A 16,279-nucleotide genomic window follows, 5' to 3' on the forward strand; every position below is an offset into this window, starting at 1 on the left:
ATTGCGTCGTCGGCAGCTTCGACAATCTCAATCCGTTCATCCTGAGAAGCCTGCGCACCACCGCGCGCGGCATGATGGATCAAGCCTTTGGCAATCTTGTCTTCGAGCCGTTGATGCAGCGCAACTACGACGAGGCCTTCAGTCTCTACGGCCTGCTCGCCGATACCGCCGACATGGATCCCGAGCGCAAGAGCATCGAATTCCACCTCGATCCCAACGCCAAATGGTCGGACGGCGAGCCGGTGACGCCGGAAGACGTGTTGTTTACCTATGACGTCTTCACCGAGAAGGGCCGCCCACCTTACAGCCAGCGAATGAAAGCGATTGCCAAGCTCGAAAAGACCGGCGACCGCAGTGTGCGCTTCACCTTCAACGACAAGGCCGACCGCGAATTTCCTTTGATCATTGCGCTGACGCCGATCATCCCGAAACACGCCTTCAACAAGGACACCTTCGACAGGACGACGCTAAAGCCGGTGATCGGCAGCGGGCCTTACACGGTGGCGCAAGTCGTGCCCGGTCAGCGCATCGTGTTCAAGCGCAATCCGGACTATTGGGGCAAGGACGTGCCGTCCAAGCGCGGCTTCGACAATTACGACCAGATCACCATCGAATATTTCCTCAACGCCAACGCCAAGCAGGAAGCGTTCAAGAAAGGCATCTGCGCCATCGACGACGACAGCGACCCGGTCAAGCGCGAGCGCGATCTCGACTTTCCGGCCTTCCACAGGGGCGAGGTCATCGCCGAAACTTTCGATACCGGCATTCCGCCGGTGGTCAACGGTTTCCTGTTCAACACGCGGCTGCCGAAATTTTCCAATCCGGTCGTGCGGCGCGCGCTCGGCATGCTCTACGATTTCGAATGGGCCAACAAGAATCTGTTCGGCGGCAAATACACGCGCACGATGAGCTTTTGGCAGAATTCCGAGTTGTCCGCGCTCGGCCACCCGGCCAGCGAAAAGGAAAAGGCCCTGCTGGCCCCCTACCCCGGCCGCGTGCCCGCAGATGTCATGGACGGCACCTACAGGCCGCCCGTTACCGACGGCTCCGGCCAGGACCGCAAGGTGCTGAAGGCGGCATTCGAGCTGCTGAAGAGCGCGGGCTATACGGTGCAGGACGGCGCGATGCTCGATCCCGAGGGAAAGCCGTTCGGTTTCGAGATCCTGACCGCCTCGCAGGACGAAGAGCGACTTGCCGCTATCTATCAGCGCACCCTTGAGAAGCTCGGCATCGATGTCGGCATCCGCAGCCTCGACGGTGATCAGATCCAGTCGCGCAAGCAGCGTTTCGATTTCGAGGTGCTGGTCGGCTCGACCGGTTTCAACAACTCGCTGTCGCCCGGTATCGAGCAAACCGGGCGCTGGGGATCCGCTGCCGCCAAGGCCGAAGGATCGTTCAACCTCGCCGGCGTCGCCGATCCGGCGGTGGATGCGGCGATCGAGGCGATGCTGAGAGCTCGTTCGAAGGAGGACTCCGTCGCCGCCGTCCGCGTTCTCGACCGGCTGCTGATCTCCGGCAACTACATGGTGCCGACGCAGCACAACAACCAGCAATGGCTCGCTTATTGGAACTATCTGGAACATCCGCAAAAGACGCCCATATACGGTTATCAGTTGCCGACCTGGTGGCGCAAACCGAAGTGACCTCTTCACAACAGGAGATCAAGATGAACGACGAGAACTCGATTACCGTCGATGTGGTCTCCGACGTCGTGTGCCCCTGGTGCTTTATCGGCCAGAAACGGCTCGACAAGGCGATTGCCGCCGTCGATATCGACGTTCACATACGCTGGCGGCCCTTCCAACTCGACCCAACAATCCCGCCCGAAGGCAAGAACCGCCGTGACTATATGGTGGCGAAATTCGGCAGCGAGCAACGCATCCGCGAAATCCATGCCCGGATCGAACCGCTGGGCGAGGCTGAAGGCATCTCCTTCGCCTTCGACGCCATCAAGGTCGCGCCCAATACGCTGGATGCGCACCGTCTCATTCGCTGGGCCGGCACGGCCGGCGAGGCCATTCAGAACCGGCTGGTGCGCCGGCTGTTCCAGCTGAATTTCGAGGAAGGCGCCAATCTCGGCGATCATGCCGTGCTGATCGAAGCCGCCCGCGAGGCCGGCATGGATGCCTCCGTGGTCGAAACGCTTCTGCCGACCGACGCCGATGTCGAGGCGGTGCGCACCGAAATCGCCACCGCTTCGCGCATGGGCATATCGGGTGTGCCGTGCTTTCTGCTTGAAGGCAAATATGCGGTGATGGGAGCCCAGGACGCCGATACGCTTGCCGATGCGCTCCGCCAGGTCGCCGCGGCCAAGGCGCGCGGCGAACTGGAAACAGCGAACTGAGTCGGACTACTTCACCGTCACCTTGGCCTTGCTGACGAAAAAGCCATGGCCATGCTTGCCGGTGCAGGTCAATCCCTTGGTGGATGACTGGCAGGAAAACGGGCCCTTACTCCAGCTGGCGCCGTACGCCAGCCTGGTGACGTCGCCGCAGCAGCCTTGCTCGCCCGGATTCTTGATCAGCGTCGCCGGACCTTTCGGACCGAGGATGACGGTGACGTAGCTGGGCTCGACACGCGAACAGCTCAGTTCCGGTCCGCCATCCTGTGGCTCGTAGGTGCTGGTGCCGCCCTTCGGCGTGTAGATGCAGCCAATATTGCCGGACGGCGTGTTGAACTCGATCTGTCCCTCGGCGTTTGCGGGAACGGTCTGGCTGCCGGCATATGTTTGCGGCAGCCAGAAAAATGTTGCGAGCGTCGCGACAAAAAATGTCAGTGCAAGCATGGCGAACTCCCCCTGGTTCAAACCTGGATGCGTCCGGCCAGGTTCAATCCGAAGCGCGTGTTTGTCAAACGCGGTTTGTGCGCGCTCTTAAAACGGCACGGGCCAATTGATATTGATCTTCATCCTGGACTGTGTCGGCAAAGTCATTGCTTGGCCGACTACGGGGTCCTGACAAGGCGGCTTCAACCACGAATCATACGGTCACGTTCTGGCCGCCGACGAGGCCGGACTGGCCGTGAAGGCGATTCAGGCTGTGAAAGATCGACCGCTGGACGGCGCTTCTATGTTCACAAAGCTGTGTGAAGACCTTCCCTTAGGGAAGGTCACTGCTTGCTCCGGCTCAGGCAAGTAACTATTTGAAATTGCGTTGGTATTCCGCCCCTCGAAGCATGACGGCATAGCGCCGTGATCATTCATTCTGTTGCTCTACTGCAACGGCCGGCGAGCTAAGCCACCTGCGACTGGTGAAAAGCTAATGGAAAATGATCAATTGGTGTTACTGTCCGTAACAAAAGAAAAATCGTTTGGGCGGGATAGTGATTCGGGTCGATAGACCAACGCGACATTCAATATCGGAAAAATGGCTCCGCGGTGCCGCAAGGCCGTCGCCCCTGACGCCCGTATCGTCGATGCGCAGCTTCTGGGGACTGATGCGGGCCTACTGGTTCTCGGACCGGTGGGTGGAAGCCTGGACGTTGACGCTGGTGATCGCCCTGCTCACCGCGCTCTCCAGCAAGTCAGGCGTGTGGTTTGCCGTGGCATCCGGAGAGCTGGTCAACTCGATCGCCTTTTTCCACGATGCCGCAAACACCACCCCGCTTCAGACACTGCTGACCAATGCCGGGATACTTGTCCTCCTGGTCTTGCTCAAGGATGCGGGTTTTACCGGTATCCGCAGCCTGGTATCCGCAACGTTGCATCGCAAGTGGCGCGGCTGGCTGGACAGCCAGTTCAACGAAGCCCTGCTTGACGCCAATCACACGCATTTCCACGCTCAGCATGGCTCGTCAGGTGCCGCCGCTCCCGACAATATCGATCAGCGCATCCAGGAATCGATCAAGGATATGACGGGCGGAGCCATCGGCCTCGCGATGGGGGTTCTGGCCGTTGCTACTTCATTGTATTTCGTTGGCCAGCAACTGCTTGCACACTCGGCGGAGGTCAAAGGGCTGGAGTTCCTCGGCAGCTATGGCAGCGCCGTCCTCGCCTTTCTGGCGGTCGCCACCTACGTGCCGTTGAACACCTGGATCGCGGTCAAGCTGGGCAGGCTGCTGGAACGACTCAATGTCAGGATGCAGCAGGCCGAAGGCAGCTATCGCGGCGAGCTGATCACGTTTCTGCGCCGCAGTTTTCATGTCGCCGCATCGCAAGGCGAGAACGTGCAGAAGGCAGTGCACAGCCAGCGCTATGTCGACATCGACCGCACCTGGGCGCGGCTGAACATCGTCAACACAGGCTACAATTCGTTCGAGCTGATCTACAATTTCATCGGTGCCCGCATTGTCGCCTACGGGCCAGGCTTGGTTCCCTTTATCCATAACGGCTTCGATCTCAAGGGCTACATAACCGGCTCCGAGATGGTCAACTCGCTGATCAGTCAATGCTCGTGGTTCATCCACGTCATGCCTGCCATCGCCGCGCTGCGGGCCAACAGCCAGCGCGTCACCGAACTCGCAAACGCGATCGAAAACGTCCAGCACCCGCAGGAATTTTATCAGCAGACCGGCCGCTCCGATTTTCGCTACGACCGCCAAAACCCGGTTTTCGGCCTGACCATCCAGAAGCTCGAACTGGCGCATCAGGGCGAGGACGCAACGCCCTTCCTGAGTGCTGCAAATTTGCGCTTCCGGCGTGGCGAGTGGACTTTCCTCAAGGGCGAATCCGGCTGCGGCAAGACCTCGCTGATCAAGGCGATCAACGGGCTGTGGCCTTACGGTCGCGGCACCATCGTCTTCCCGGAAGGGGTCAGGAGTTTCTACGCCGCCCAGGAGGTGAAGCTGCAGCAGGTTTCACTGAAGCAACTGGTCTGCCTGCCCGGTTCCGAGCATGATTATGCCGACGTGCAGGTCGCGTCCGCCTTGCACAAGGCCGGCCTCGGCGACTTCATCGAGCATCTGGCCGATGAGAGCCGTGAAGGAAAGATCTGGGATCAGGTTCTTTCGGGTGGGCAGAAACAGAAGCTCGTCGTCGCCCGCATCGTGCTGCAGCAGCCGGGACTACTGTTCCTCGATGAAGCCACCGGCGCGCTCGATCCCGAAGGACGGATCGCCTTCCATCAGGCGATCAAGGACAATTGCCCTGATGCAACTGTGATCTCGATCATGCATGAGGCGACGCCGCCGAGATCGCTCGCGGGCACCGAATTCTACCACAGCGTGGTTGCGATCGCCGACGGCGTCGCCACCAAGAAGCCGCTGGTTCCGAGCTTGCCGGTAGAGCTCACCACCATCCTCACGCAGCCGACGCGGCCGGCCGAGGACAAATGGCTGCGCTTTCCCCGCCGGCTGAAGCAGAGATAGCCGCGGGCACCACTGCCGGCATCCAGCCAGCCTGCCACGTCGCCCGATCACAGTCTCGCGATCCAGTCGGTTTGCCGCCGCTTTAACCCGCTCTCGCGATTGACTCGGCAAGGCGCGCTCCTATGTTGCGCCGGCTTGCAGAATCTCAACTCGAACCCGCGAGCAGAAAGGTCACCGCGCCATGCCTGGCGACAGTCACAGTCGAACGCAACCGCCGTCCGCTTGACGTGACCTGACAGGCTCACGTCCTGCCGGACGGCAAGGAGTGAGCCATGAACGAGTTTTCCCCTGTCGCGGGCGGCGATGCCATCGCCATCGCTCGCGTACTTGCCAACGAACACGTCGCCGACATCGTCGAGGCCTTGAACCAGGAGCCCCGGGAGACGGCATCGGCGCTGCTTTGCGAAGTGCCGTTCGAGCGGCTGGTCGAGATCTTCGACCAGCCTGAACTCGACGGCGCTTCCGAACTGGTGGAGGCGCTGCCCCGCATCAAGGCAGGCAGACTGCTTGCCGCCATGTCGGTCGACCGCGCCGCCGACATACTGCGCGATCTGAACGAGCCGGCTCGTTCCGAACTGCTCGGCGGCCTGGCGCCACCGCTGCGCGCGACGCTGCTTGCCATTCTCGGCTATCCCGAGGGCAGCGCCGCCTCGCTCATGACGACCGAATATGTCAGCGTGCCGCCGGACTGGAGCGTGGCCCGCACGCTGGATTATATCCGCAAGGTGGAGCGGACTCGCGAAACCGTCTACGCGATCTACATCGTCGATCCGCAAACGCATGTCCTGTTGCGCTCGACCAGCCTGCGTCGACTGATCGCTGGCGAGCCGGATCAGCTGATCATGGCAATAGCGCCGGATCGCGCGCCTATCACCGTTTCACCGCTGACCGATAGTGAAAAGGTTGCTCAGCTGATCTCGAAATATGATCTGCTCGCCGTTCCGGTCGTGGACAACGGCAGACTGCTCGGCATCGTTACCATCGACGATATTATCGACACAATGATCGAGGAAACGACGGAGGATGTGCATCGTTTCGGCGGCATGGAGGCTCTCGACGAGCCCTATATGAAGATGGGCTTTCTGGCGATGATCCAGAAACGCGCCGGCTGGCTGTGCGCGCTGTTTATCAGCGAGATGCTGACCGCCAACGCGATGCAGAGCTACGAGGGCGAGCTGGAAAAGGCGATCGTGCTGACGCTATTTATTCCATTGATCATGAGCTCCGGCGGAAATTCCGGCTCGCAGGCGACCTCGCTCGTCATCCGGGCGCTGGCGCTGCGCGAGATCGGCCTTGGCGACTGGTGGCGGGTGGCATTGCGCGAGCTGCCCACCGGCCTGGTGCTTGGCTCGATTCTTGGCGTGGTCGGCGTCTGCCGCATCGCGCTCTGGCAGTATCTCGGCTTCTACGACTACGGCCCGCACTGGCCGCTGATCGCAATGACGATCGGCGCCACGCTGGTTGGCATCGTCACCTTCGGCTCGCTGTCTGGATCGATGCTGCCGTTCGCCCTGAAGCGCATGGGCTTCGACCCGGCCAGCGCATCGGCCCCGTTCGTCGCCACGCTGGTCGACGTCACCGGGCTGGTGATCTATTTTTCTGTGGCGCTGGTGATCCTGCGCGGAACGTTGCTGTAAGAAAACTCACGCACTTCCATCGCGGCAATCTCGTTGCCGCGATGGGTTCTTGTCGCGTCAGACCCGCTCACCATCTCTCACCCGGTAAGTCGGCTTGTACATTGTGACGAGTTCTTCCGCGGCGGTCGGATGCACCGCCATGGTGCGATCGAAATCATCCTTGGTCAGGCCGGCCTTCAGCGGTATGCCGAGAAGCTGCGCCATTTCGCCGGCATCCGGCCCGAGGATGTGGGCGCCGAGGACCTTTTTCGAGGCGCCGTCGACGACCAGCTTCATCAGCATCTTTTCGTCGCGGCCGGAAAGTGTGTGCCGCATCGGCCGGAAGGTGGCGCGGTAGATTTCAACATCCGAAAAGCGCTTTGCCGCCTCATCCTCCGACAGGCCGACCGTACCGATCTCGGGCTGCGAAAAGACTGCGGTAGCGATCGTGTCATGGTCGGGCGCCGTCGGCTTGTCCTTGAAGGCGGTCTCGACGAAGCACATCGCCTCGTGGATTGCCACCGGCGTCAATTGCACGCGATGGGTGACGTCACCGATTGCCCAGATGTTGTCGATGTTCGTGCGGGAGTATTCGTCGACGTGGATTGCCCCGGTTTTGGTCATCTCGATGCCGACGCCTTCCAGGCCCATGTTCTCGGTATTGGGAATGCGGCCGATGGCGAGCATGACCTGGTCGACCGTCAGCACCGTGCCGCCGGTGACAAGCGCGTCGAGCCGGCCGTCAGGCCGCTTCCTGACCCACTCTGATACGGCGTGGCAGAGGATTTTTATCCCTTTCTTTTCCATCGTGTCGTGCAGCATGCGTCTGAGGTCCATGTCGAAACGGCTGAGGATCTCCTTGCCGCGGTAGACCAGCGTCGTGTCGACGCCGAGGCCGTGAAAGATGTTGGCGAATTCGACGGCGATATAGCCGCCGCCCTCGATCATGATTGCCTTCGGCAGTTCCTTGAGGTCGAAGGCCTCGTTGGAAAAGATGCAGTGCTCATGGCCGGGCAATGCCGGATGCGGCGCCGGTCGCCCGCCGGTAGCGATCAGGATCTGGTCGGCGGTAACGGTGCGATCCTCACCGAGAAGATGCACCACATGCCGACCGACCAGGGTGGCGCGCGAATGAAAGACCTCGCCGCCGGCGCCCTGCACGTTCTTCTTGTAGATGGCCTCCAGCCGGCTGATTTCGCGGTCCTTGTTGGCGACCAGCGTCTGCCAGTCGAAACGCGCCTCAGGCACCGTCCAGCCATAACCGGCGGCGTCGGCGAAATGCTCGGGGAATTGCGAGGCGTAGACATAGAGCTTCTTCGGCACGCAGCCACGGATCACGCATGTGCCGCCATAGCGGTATTCCTCGGCAATGCCGACACGCTTGCCGAGTGCGGCCGCGACGCGCGCCGCCCTCACCCCGCCGGAGCCGCCGCCGATGACGAAAAGATCGTAGTCGTAACCGGCCATGGCTGAACTCCTTGCCCCTCAAACCCCGAGACAGGTAGGCTGCCGACTATCAAAAGAAAAGCCCGGATTTGCCGGGCTTTTGGTCCAGTGGCGGTCAGGCGGCTCGGAAGTCCGCAATCAATTCGGTGTAGCGTCCGCGGGAGCTGCACCATCGGCCGGAGCGGTACCGTCGGCAGGTGCAGCCGGCGCCTTGGCATTCGCCGCTGCACCCAGGGTCTCGCCGACCTGCTGGGCGAGATCGCGAGCCAGGCCGTTCTGCCAGATCTCGGCAGCCTTCACCAGTTCGCGCGTCACGATCGGGCCGTTGTCGAGCAGCTTCTTGCCGGAATCGGAATTGTAGAACGCGGCAATTTCATTGAGTTCCTTTTCCGAGAACACCTTTGCATAGGCGAGCGCCGCTTCCTTTTCCAGGTCGGCGCGGCGCGATGCCAGGGCCATCGCCTTCTCGTTGATCGTCTTGGCGATCAGTTCCTGCATGTCCGGGTTCTTCTGGATCAGCTGCTGCTCCAGTGCCGCGGCCGCTTGCGGCAGGATGCTGTCGAACGTATCCGTCGCATGGATCGCCGTGACGGCGGCGCGCGCCGCCTTCAAATGCGCATCGGTGACGTCCTGCGAAAACGCAGGCGACGAAAACGCGAAAACGGCCGAGGCCGCCAGAATGGCAAAAAAGCGGCCAACCCGGTTATGCAACATCATGATCGGTAAAACTCCCTGATTTTCGGGCGGCATGGACGGTTTGGATGCCGTCGCCGCCGGCTATGATGGCCGTTGATGCCAGCCCGATGAAAAGACCATGCTCGACCACGCCCGGAATGGCGTGGAGAGCATTCGAAAGCGCTCTTGTATCCGGAATGCGGCCAAAAGATGCATCGAGGATAAAATGGCCGCCGTCTGTAACAAATGGCTGGCTCCCCGTCATCCTCAATGTAACAGGGCCGGAAAGGCCAAGGTTTGCAGCCGCCGCGCCGACCGCAATTTCGGTGGCGCGCAGGCCAAACCGGTTGACTTCGATGGGCAGCGGAAAACGGCCGATCATCTCGACCATCTTGGAGCTGTCGGCGATGACGATCATGCGGGCGGAGGCCGCCGCGACGATCTTTTCGCGCAGCAGCGCGCCGCCGCCGCCCTTGACCAATGTCAGCGCCGGATCGATCTCGTCGGCGCCGTCGATGGTGAGGTCGAGCTCGGGCGTTTCCTCGAGGGTCGACAGCGGCACACCAAGCTCGCTGCAAAGGACGGCGGTGCGCTCCGAGGTCGGCACGCCGATGACAGTCAGGCCGGTGGCGACCTTGTCGGCGAGCAGCCGGACGAACTCGTCCGCCGTCGTGCCGGTGCCGATGCCGAGCCGCATGCCATCCGTGACATGGGCAAGCGCTGCCCGCGCGGCCTCAACCTTCAATTGCCTCGCATCCATGCCGGGTCCCGAGATTTGTTTCGGCGCTCGTAGCATTTTTGCCGGGCTGGTCAAAGGACCTTGCCCGCGGTGGATAAGCCGGCTTGCCTGAACGGGCCGCAGCGTTTATCGCCTGCCGGCAATCAAATCGTCACAGGACAGGCCATGACCCGACCGATCATCGTGTTCGACCTCGACGGGACGCTGATCGACACGGCGCCGGACCTGCTCGACAGTCTCAACCACAGCCTTGCCGCCAGCCAGCTCGCGGCCGTCGACGAAGCCGGCTTCAAGCGCTTCGTCGGCCATGGCGGCCGGGTGATGATCGAGCGCGCTCACGCAGCGCAGCACAGGTCGCTGGCAGTGGAGGAGCACGACCGCCTGCTCAAGCTGTTTCTGGACCATTACACCGTTAACATCCCCGGCAAGTCGCGCCCCTACCCCGGCGTCCCCGAGGCGATCGCACGGTTCGAGGCAGCCGGTTACCTGCTGGCCATCTGCACCAATAAATACGAGGCCAATTCGGTGGCGCTGATCGAGGCGCTCGGTATGACCAGGCATTTCGCGGCGATCTGCGGTCAGGATAGTTTTCCGTTCCGCAAGCCCGACCCGCGCCATCTCACGCAGACCATCGCGCGCGCCGGCGGCGACCCGCACCGTGCACTGATGGTCGGTGATTCGCAGACCGACATCGACACGGCGAAAGCCGCCGGGATTCCGGTAGTGGCAGTCGATTTCGGCTACACCGACCGTCATGTGCGAGAGTTCGAACCGTCGGCGGTGATCTCGCATTTCGATTCGCTGACGCTCGATCTGGTGCAAGGGCTGATGGCCGCGGCAGAAGGCTGAAAGCTGTCCATCGGGCGGACCGCCAAATGCCGACCGACAAGTGGTTGACTTAGCAGGCCGGCCTCCCTTATATCGCGGCGCGCTTGGCCTTCGGGCAACGAGCGGGCGATTAGCTCAGCGGGAGAGCACACCCTTCACACGGGTGGGGTCGCAGGTTCAATCCCTGCATCGCCCACCATCTAACCTACTAAAACGGTTAGATGATTTGACCCAGCCATCTTTTTTCCAAAAAAGCTCACTGGCGCGTAACTGGCGCGTAAACCAAAAAGACCTTTGCCGAGCGCAGAATCTCGGCGGAAAAGCACAGACGCAACCTGGTTCTCCAATCGCACCGCTTGGGCGGGCGGTTGGGGGTGCCGTAGGCACGGTGCTATTAGCCCCTTCGCTCCGCAGCCGTAGGAATCGGCTTGCCCTTAATCCAGAACGTGCCGCGAGTGACCCGCTCCAGCTTCCCTCGCTTGATACCGTCGTATCCGACTTGGGCGTGAGCTTTCTCGCATCCTCTTGGAAATCGTCAGCGTACGGGTAGAGCGGTTGCAGGATATCTCGGACGAAGATGCCTACAAATCGGGCGCTCAATCGATTTGTGAGAGCAATGACATGGTGAGCTACCAATACGGGGCCTACAAATGGCAATCCGCGGTGAAGACAAGCTGCCTTCGCTGGCCGCGTTCATCCGCGACGTGAAGCTGGCGATCCGCTCGAACGTGCTAACCCGCAAACAGATGCTGGAGCGTTTCCTCGTACAGTGACCGCATCTAAAAAACGCCCCAGTTGCATCGTCCAGCCTATTAGGTGCACTGCCCGTTCGAGTTATCGGGCGGAATGTAACAACTATTGCAGCAACTCACGTCGGGGTAAGATTCCCCACATGCTGAACCTCGATTTGTGCAAGCAACCTCTTTGAATTTCTTACTCATCGGAATTGGCACTTGCCGATGCAATTTTACCGAGGCTTCCGTAGCCGGATCGGAGTAGAAAGCAAACGCCGATGTGGCAAGTAAGGTAGAAAAAGCGAGTAATGCGATTAGCTTACGCATGCAAGTCCCCCCTCTGTTACAAGCGGAGACTAGCTGGAGTATTTAACAATTGCAATCTCCCGACATGGCCTTGACTCCTCTGGAACAAACAAGGAATATATTCCTAGAACGTTCGCGAGGTCACCATGCCAGCCCGCCACAAGGGCATCAACTCCGATGCCTAGACCGTTTTTGGCCGTACCATGCCTTGATTCCGTGGGGAAAACTGCTGCGAGAAGGCCTATGAGCCTGCCCACGGGCGGGCGGCGGCAATGGGGACGGCTGAGCGCCACGCCTTCATCCGGCGCGATTACCGGGAATACCTCGGCTTCCGGTTCAAGGAGCCGGAGCATGCTGAGGCGATGGCGTGGGAGTTCGGCGGCGAAACCTACTATGCGCTCGACCGCAGCAAAGGCAGCGGCTGGGATAAGTGGCGGAAGAATGTCAAGCGGCGCCCGGCTTCTTGACCTTCCGGCGCTTCCGGGTCTGCACCACAACCCCGCTCCGCGTGTTCTGGCGCCCGTCCAGTGCCTTTACCGGGGGCAGCACCTTGATGTTGTGGTTACCGATGCGCGGGAGCTTCAACAGGCCTTCCCGCTCCAGCGCGGACAGCTTGCGCGCCTCATTGCACATCGCCACCATGAATTTCAGGGCCGACACCGGATTGCCAACGATGGCACAAATCCGCTCCGTCGATTCCTCGTCAAAGCCAAGGCATTCGGAAAGCTGAAAGAGCAACACGCGGGCTTCGTCCAGGTCGAACCCCATTTGGTCGTCTATCTCTGTCTTACGGCCGGGCTTGACCAGGTTCCTCCGCTTCAGGAAGTATTTTTCGATTTTGGCGTAGAGGTCGAACAGCTTCTCCGACACGTCCAGCCACTTGCTGGCCACGCGCGCCGCAAGCAAGAGTGCCGGCAGGATGCCGACCAATATCAGGGTGCCTGGCGAAGAGTAGTGGAAGGACTTGATGCGTAGGCCGTCGTCCTTCGGGATTTGGCGATAGAGAAACAGCCCAAAGCGCCGGGTCTCGATGTCGCCGCGCCAAAACTGCGCCTGAACGATGGAATGCAGCTGAGCCCGCGTGTCCTCATCCTGCGCCACTAACGGCAGGAAGTAGCCGTAACTCTCAGTCAGGCTCTCGGACAGATGAAACAAGTCCTGAATATCCCAAGCGCCGTCGACAGTGATTTCAATAGTACCGACCGGGTTTGCCGCCAAACCATCCTCCCAAGCTCTTCCCTAGAGCGCTTATACACGCTAACGCTCGAAATCGCTGGTCAAGAAGTGGGCTTTGCCACATGATTCTCTGGCTGGTATTTATTCTGCCTTACAAGACAGCGCCGGTGCAGGATGTCAAAACTGAGTGGCGTGCTGCCCGCGTTGCTGCGGGACTGGATGACAAGGTTAATCCCTACAGCCTGAGGCACACAGCGGCCCGCTGGATGCGCCGAGAGGGCGTGAGTGAGTGGGACACTGCCACCCAGCTCGGACACAGGCGGCCGGGCGTTACGGAGCGCTACACGGCCTATGACCCGGCTTACCTCGCAGCTGCAGGTCGCCCCCTCGCCGCATCATGATTTTTAGCGAGCTGCCTTTCTTTCGGCAGCCATAAATCAGGTACGGACGGCGCCTCCTTGTAGCGCAACGGTCCGCTATCCCGGAACAAACCTACATAGAAACGAGTTTCTGCTGATCGAGATGTGAGGGAAAGCCATGTCCAGACTTGTTTTGGCGGCCGCCGTGCTGCTTGTCGGCGGATCGGCCTTTGCCGCGGACGAAAATCCGGTGCCGCCGCAGAATGCCAAGAAGCTGTCGGAAATCATCGCCAAGGTCGAGCAGCGCGACGACTTCCGCTACATCAAGGAAATCGATTGGGACAGCGATGGCTACACCGTCATTTATTACACGAGCGACAAGGCGAAAGTCGAAATCACCTACGATCCGGTGACAGCCGCGCCGAAATAGTCGCTGCCTGCAAAGGTCAGCATTCGAAAAAGGCGCGCCCGGAGGCACCCGGCCTTGGGCATGCACTTGCGCAGATATGACTTTGATGGCTGACTGCGGTGCTATCATTGCGCGCGGGGGTGGGCATGGCGACGGTAAAGCACGTATTGAAACGCTTTCTGATGATGCTCGCGGGTTATTTCATAGCGGTACTGGTTGGGCTGATCGCGGTGGCGGCGATCTATGGCGGGCTGAGTTCGCTGCCAAATGCGCCGAATTATTTCGACGTCATGGGTGTCACCCCCGTTGCGGTGCTGCTGTTGCCGCCGCTAGGCATGTTCATCTATTTTCTGACGATCGTGCTGACCGGCCTGCAGACGCTGATCTTCGCACTGATTGCCGAGTTTTTCTCGCTGCGCAGTTTTTGGCTGCACATGGTCTTCGGCGCGGCGGCCGCGGTTGGCGGCTTCGCCTTGATCTGGCCCAGTGTACCGGATGACACGAACCCGGAGCGCTGGGCCGATATCGGCATCATTGCCGCCGCAGGCGTTGTCGCGGGCTTGGTCTATTGGCTCATCGCCGGACGCGACGCCGGTTTCCGGCGTCCGCTGTTTCAGCGCTAGAACCGCATTCGTCAGCTTGCCGGCGAACGCACCGCTTCCGTGCTGTCGAGTGCCTGCTGCAGCCTTGTATCGCGGCCGTAGACGTCGTTGAAGTATTCGACGGTACCGGACAGGTCCGGCCATGCGGTGAAATAGGCGACATAGACCGGGATCTTGCGTGTCACGTCCTCGGTCGAATGTCCGTGTTTCAGTCTGTCCTCGATGTAGTCGACCGAGGTGCCGAGCACGGCAGCGGCCATGCCGCGCGGATCCTGCAAGCGAACGCAGCCATGGCTGAGCGCACGCATGTCGCGCTGGAAAAACGACTTCTGCGGCGTATCGTGCATGTAGATTGCATGCTTGTTGGGGAACAGTATCTTCAGCTCGCCCAGCGCGTTGGCCTCGCTCGGCAGCTGGCGCACGCCGTAGGGTATCTTTGCGCCGTAGGCGCCCCAATTGACCGAGGACGAGGGAATGCGCTTGCCGCGGGCATTGACCACCTCGTAGCCGGCGCGGTCAAGATAGCCAGGATCCCGGCGCAGCCGCGGCAGCATCTCGTTGACCAGGATCGACTGCGGCACGCCCCAATAGGGATGGAAGTCGACCTGCTCTATCTGGTCATAGAAGAAAGCAGTCTGGTTGGTGGGCCTGCCAACCACGGCGCGGGTCTTCAGCTTCTCCTCGCCATCATCGATATAGCTCGCGGTGAAAGCCGGCTGGTTGATGAAGACGCGCGGGCTGCCAAGGTCGGAAGGCAACCAGCGCAACTCTTCGAGCGCAACCCGAACCTTCTGAATTTTGTCGGCCTTGGACGTTCCGGCCAACGATGCAACGGTACGCGGGCCGATGACGCCGTCGCCTTTCATGCCGGCCCGTTTCTGCACCGCCTTGATCACCGGCACCAGCTCCGGATCGTAGACCTCGCTGGCGGCGAGCCTCGCCAGGACCTCGCCATAGGCGCCGCCCATCTCGTCATCGAGATTGCGCGCGATCTTTGTCAAAAGCTTCGGCAGCTCGGGGCTGGTCTGCCCCGGCTTCAACAGCAGGTTGGGATCGATGGTGATTTCGTCTTCGGCGCTGGCCTGGAGCGCTTCCAGTTCGACGCGCAGCGCCTGATACTCGGAATTCTGTGGATGCCGTGACTCGAGATAAGTGCGCACTTGCTGGGTATGGGCCAGCGTCTTCAGCACCCCTTCCATGTCGAGCGGCTTCGGCGGAAAATCGTAGTAGCCGGTCATGCGGTTGGGATCGACGCGGCCGCTTTGTGCGTCACGGGCGTAGCGCAGGACACGCGCCGACAGCGCCATCTCGAAGCGGACCAGCTCTTTCAGGCGTTCATCGACATTGCCCGCCGATGTGCCTGCTGCCGGAACTTCGACGGTGTAGTCGGCGGGCGTCAGGCCGTAGCTCGCGGCCTCGCCCAGCACCCGCACGGCATCCTGGGCACGGCTGCTGGGACTGGTTCCCGTCACCCAGATGAAATCCGGATTGGCCGAGTAATAGGCGATCAGCGCCTTGGCGGTGTCCTTCTCGGCGTAGAGGTCATAGCCGTCGAGGCCGGCAATGGCTTCGCGGAATGCAGCCCCGGTGGCCGCCGGCTCGAAAGCAGCGTCCTGAGGCGTTGCTGGTTCAGGCGCTGCCGACAGTGCCGAAAAATCGACGCGCACCAGCGGATCGCTCTTGTAGGTATAATAGGACGGGCCGCTGATTTGCGCACCACCACCGCCCCCACCACCGGAAGCGGCCGGCGCCTTGGGCTTCGGCTTGTATTTTGACGGTGGCGGCGGAAAGTTACCTTTCGGCGGTGCGTGTTTGACGCCGCCGCCGAAAAGCATGTCGAAGAACCCTTGCGCTTCAGCCTTCGGCGCCCCGAAGGCCAGCATTGCCGCGGCCACCGCAAACGGCAGCACGGTTGCTTTGTTTCCAAAGAGTTTCATGGATCACCCGCTCCGGTTGAACCGGATCCCATTCCGCGCCGCTTTCACGGTCTCGCCCACCGCATGGCGGATGTAAGGCGTGACTACACTGATTCATACTGATTTCGTTAAGCTTCCATAAATTTCGGAACGTCTGTTGCAGAACGGT

At 60.9% G+C, this 16,279-nt stretch carries 16 protein-coding genes and 1 tRNA gene; 11 read left to right on the top strand and 6 right to left on the bottom strand.

What is annotated here, in order from left to right:
* Nucleotides 1-1,643, top strand: a 1,643-nt coding sequence (locus NKI54_RS26995) for an extracellular solute-binding protein (protein ID WP_352692734.1), incomplete at its 5' end; no start/stop codon positions are given.
* Nucleotides 1,644-1,666: 23 nt separating this feature from the next.
* Complete coding sequence (locus NKI54_RS27000) at nt 1,667-2,344, top strand: DsbA family oxidoreductase (protein WP_352456761.1); 678 nt, start codon at nt 1,667-1,669, stop codon at nt 2,342-2,344.
* Between the two features lie 6 nt (nt 2,345-2,350).
* Here the strand turns inward: NKI54_RS27000 and NKI54_RS27005 are convergent, their stop codons facing one another.
* Nucleotides 2,351-2,785: a hypothetical protein gene (locus tag NKI54_RS27005; RefSeq protein ID WP_352636712.1), complete on the bottom strand. Its 435-nt coding sequence runs from the start codon at nt 2,783-2,785 to the stop codon at nt 2,351-2,353.
* 629 nt (nt 2,786-3,414) lie between these two features.
* On the opposite strand from NKI54_RS27005, the gene NKI54_RS27010 reads away from it, so the two are divergent.
* Entirely contained in the window at nt 3,415-5,304 is a 1,890-nt protein-coding gene (locus tag NKI54_RS27010) for an ABC transporter ATP-binding protein/permease (RefSeq protein ID WP_352636713.1), read from the top strand.
* Between the two features lie 272 nt (nt 5,305-5,576).
* Nucleotides 5,577-6,941 carry a magnesium transporter gene (gene mgtE / locus NKI54_RS27015; protein WP_352636714.1) on the top strand — a complete coding sequence of 455 codons (1,365 nt, stop codon included), beginning with the start codon at nt 5,577-5,579 and terminating at the stop codon, nt 6,939-6,941.
* A 57-nt stretch (nt 6,942-6,998) separates the two neighbouring features.
* On the opposite strand, the gene gor is transcribed toward mgtE, so the two are convergent.
* The 3 genes from gor to rpiA form a co-directional block, all read right to left on the bottom strand.
* Entirely contained in the window at nt 6,999-8,387 is a 1,389-nt protein-coding gene (gene gor, locus NKI54_RS27020) for a glutathione-disulfide reductase (protein ID WP_352692735.1), read from the bottom strand.
* Nucleotides 8,388-8,504: 117 nt separating this feature from the next.
* Nucleotides 8,505-9,083: a DUF2059 domain-containing protein gene (locus NKI54_RS27025; RefSeq protein ID WP_352636716.1), complete on the bottom strand. Its 579-nt coding sequence runs from the start codon at nt 9,081-9,083 to the stop codon at nt 8,505-8,507.
* Complete coding sequence (gene rpiA / locus NKI54_RS27030) at nt 9,070-9,801, bottom strand: ribose-5-phosphate isomerase RpiA (protein ID WP_352448900.1); 732 nt, start codon at nt 9,799-9,801, stop codon at nt 9,070-9,072. The genes NKI54_RS27025 and rpiA overlap by 14 nt, the downstream gene beginning before the upstream one ends.
* 144 nt (nt 9,802-9,945) lie before the next feature.
* On the opposite strand from rpiA, the gene NKI54_RS27035 reads away from it, so the two are divergent.
* The 4 genes from NKI54_RS27035 to NKI54_RS27050 all read left to right on the top strand — a co-directional run bounded on the left by NKI54_RS27035 (nt 9,946) and on the right by NKI54_RS27050 (nt 12,115).
* A complete protein-coding gene (locus NKI54_RS27035; protein ID WP_352471880.1) occupies nt 9,946-10,629 on the top strand; it encodes a phosphoglycolate phosphatase in 684 nt (227 codons plus the stop codon).
* Nucleotides 10,630-10,732: 103 nt separating this feature from the next.
* Nucleotides 10,733-10,807 (top strand) — tRNA-Val (locus tag NKI54_RS27040).
* Between the two features lie 451 nt (nt 10,808-11,258).
* Nucleotides 11,259-11,381: a hypothetical protein gene (locus NKI54_RS27045; protein WP_352636717.1), complete on the top strand. Its 123-nt coding sequence runs from the start codon at nt 11,259-11,261 to the stop codon at nt 11,379-11,381.
* Between the two features lie 539 nt (nt 11,382-11,920).
* Nucleotides 11,921-12,115, top strand: coding sequence for a hypothetical protein (locus tag NKI54_RS27050; RefSeq protein ID WP_352636718.1), 195 nt, complete (start codon nt 11,921-11,923; stop codon nt 12,113-12,115).
* Here the strand turns inward: NKI54_RS27050 and NKI54_RS27055 are convergent.
* On the bottom strand, nt 12,093-12,866 hold the full coding sequence (locus NKI54_RS27055) for a hypothetical protein (protein ID WP_352636719.1): 774 nt from the start codon (nt 12,864-12,866) through the stop codon (nt 12,093-12,095). The genes NKI54_RS27050 and NKI54_RS27055 overlap by 23 nt on opposite strands.
* A gap of 80 nt (nt 12,867-12,946) precedes the next feature.
* Here NKI54_RS27055 and NKI54_RS27060 point away from each other — a divergent pair, with 80 nt between their 5' ends.
* The 3 genes from NKI54_RS27060 (at nt 12,947) to NKI54_RS27070 (ending at nt 14,215) form a co-directional block, all read left to right on the top strand.
* The gene (locus NKI54_RS27060) at nt 12,947-13,225 is read left to right on the top strand and encodes a tyrosine-type recombinase/integrase (protein WP_352636720.1); all 279 of its coding nucleotides are present in this window, start codon (nt 12,947-12,949) and stop codon (nt 13,223-13,225) included.
* A gap of 136 nt (nt 13,226-13,361) precedes the next feature.
* Complete coding sequence (locus tag NKI54_RS27065; protein WP_023675031.1) at nt 13,362-13,613, top strand: PepSY domain-containing protein; 252 nt, start codon at nt 13,362-13,364, stop codon at nt 13,611-13,613.
* 125 nt (nt 13,614-13,738) lie between these two features.
* Nucleotides 13,739-14,215, top strand: coding sequence for a hypothetical protein (locus tag NKI54_RS27070; protein WP_352448896.1), 477 nt, complete (start codon nt 13,739-13,741; stop codon nt 14,213-14,215).
* Nucleotides 14,216-14,226: 11 nt separating this feature from the next.
* Here the strand turns inward: NKI54_RS27070 and NKI54_RS27075 are convergent, their stop codons facing one another.
* Nucleotides 14,227-16,131 carry a L,D-transpeptidase family protein gene (locus tag NKI54_RS27075; RefSeq protein WP_352636721.1) on the bottom strand — a complete coding sequence of 635 codons (1,905 nt, stop codon included), beginning with the start codon at nt 16,129-16,131 and terminating at the stop codon, nt 14,227-14,229.
* Between the last annotated feature and the right edge of the window lie 148 nt (nt 16,132-16,279).

This window comes from Mesorhizobium sp. M0663 (genome assembly GCF_040320585.1).
In the GTDB taxonomy this organism is placed as follows: Bacteria; Pseudomonadota; Alphaproteobacteria; order Rhizobiales; family Rhizobiaceae; genus Mesorhizobium.

Bases quoted from the DNA above. Each gene is read 5' to 3' on its own strand.
- NKI54_RS27075 (WP_352636721.1), bottom strand. From the start codon at position 16,131: ATGAAACTCTTTGGAAACAAAGCAACCGTGCTGCCGTTTGCGGTGGCC.
- NKI54_RS27070 (WP_352448896.1), top strand. From the start codon at position 13,739: ATGGCGACGGTAAAGCACGTATTGAAACGCTTTCTGATGATGCTCGCG.
- NKI54_RS27010 (WP_352636713.1), top strand. From the start codon at position 3,415: ATGCGCAGCTTCTGGGGACTGATGCGGGCCTACTGGTTCTCGGACCGG.
- rpiA (WP_352448900.1), bottom strand. From the start codon at position 9,801: ATGGATGCGAGGCAATTGAAGGTTGAGGCCGCGCGGGCAGCGCTTGCC.
- NKI54_RS27065 (WP_023675031.1), top strand. From the start codon at position 13,362: ATGTCCAGACTTGTTTTGGCGGCCGCCGTGCTGCTTGTCGGCGGATCG.
- NKI54_RS27035 (WP_352471880.1), top strand. From the start codon at position 9,946: ATGACCCGACCGATCATCGTGTTCGACCTCGACGGGACGCTGATCGAC.
- NKI54_RS27045 (WP_352636717.1), top strand. From the start codon at position 11,259: ATGGCAATCCGCGGTGAAGACAAGCTGCCTTCGCTGGCCGCGTTCATC.
- gor (WP_352692735.1), bottom strand. From the start codon at position 8,387: ATGGCCGGTTACGACTACGATCTTTTCGTCATCGGCGGCGGCTCCGGC.
- NKI54_RS27025 (WP_352636716.1), bottom strand. From the start codon at position 9,083: ATGATGTTGCATAACCGGGTTGGCCGCTTTTTTGCCATTCTGGCGGCC.
- NKI54_RS27000 (WP_352456761.1), top strand. From the start codon at position 1,667: ATGAACGACGAGAACTCGATTACCGTCGATGTGGTCTCCGACGTCGTG.
- NKI54_RS27060 (WP_352636720.1), top strand. From the start codon at position 12,947: ATGATTCTCTGGCTGGTATTTATTCTGCCTTACAAGACAGCGCCGGTG.
- mgtE (WP_352636714.1), top strand. From the start codon at position 5,577: ATGAACGAGTTTTCCCCTGTCGCGGGCGGCGATGCCATCGCCATCGCT.
- NKI54_RS27050 (WP_352636718.1), top strand. From the start codon at position 11,921: ATGGGGACGGCTGAGCGCCACGCCTTCATCCGGCGCGATTACCGGGAA.
- NKI54_RS27005 (WP_352636712.1), bottom strand. From the start codon at position 2,785: ATGCTTGCACTGACATTTTTTGTCGCGACGCTCGCAACATTTTTCTGG.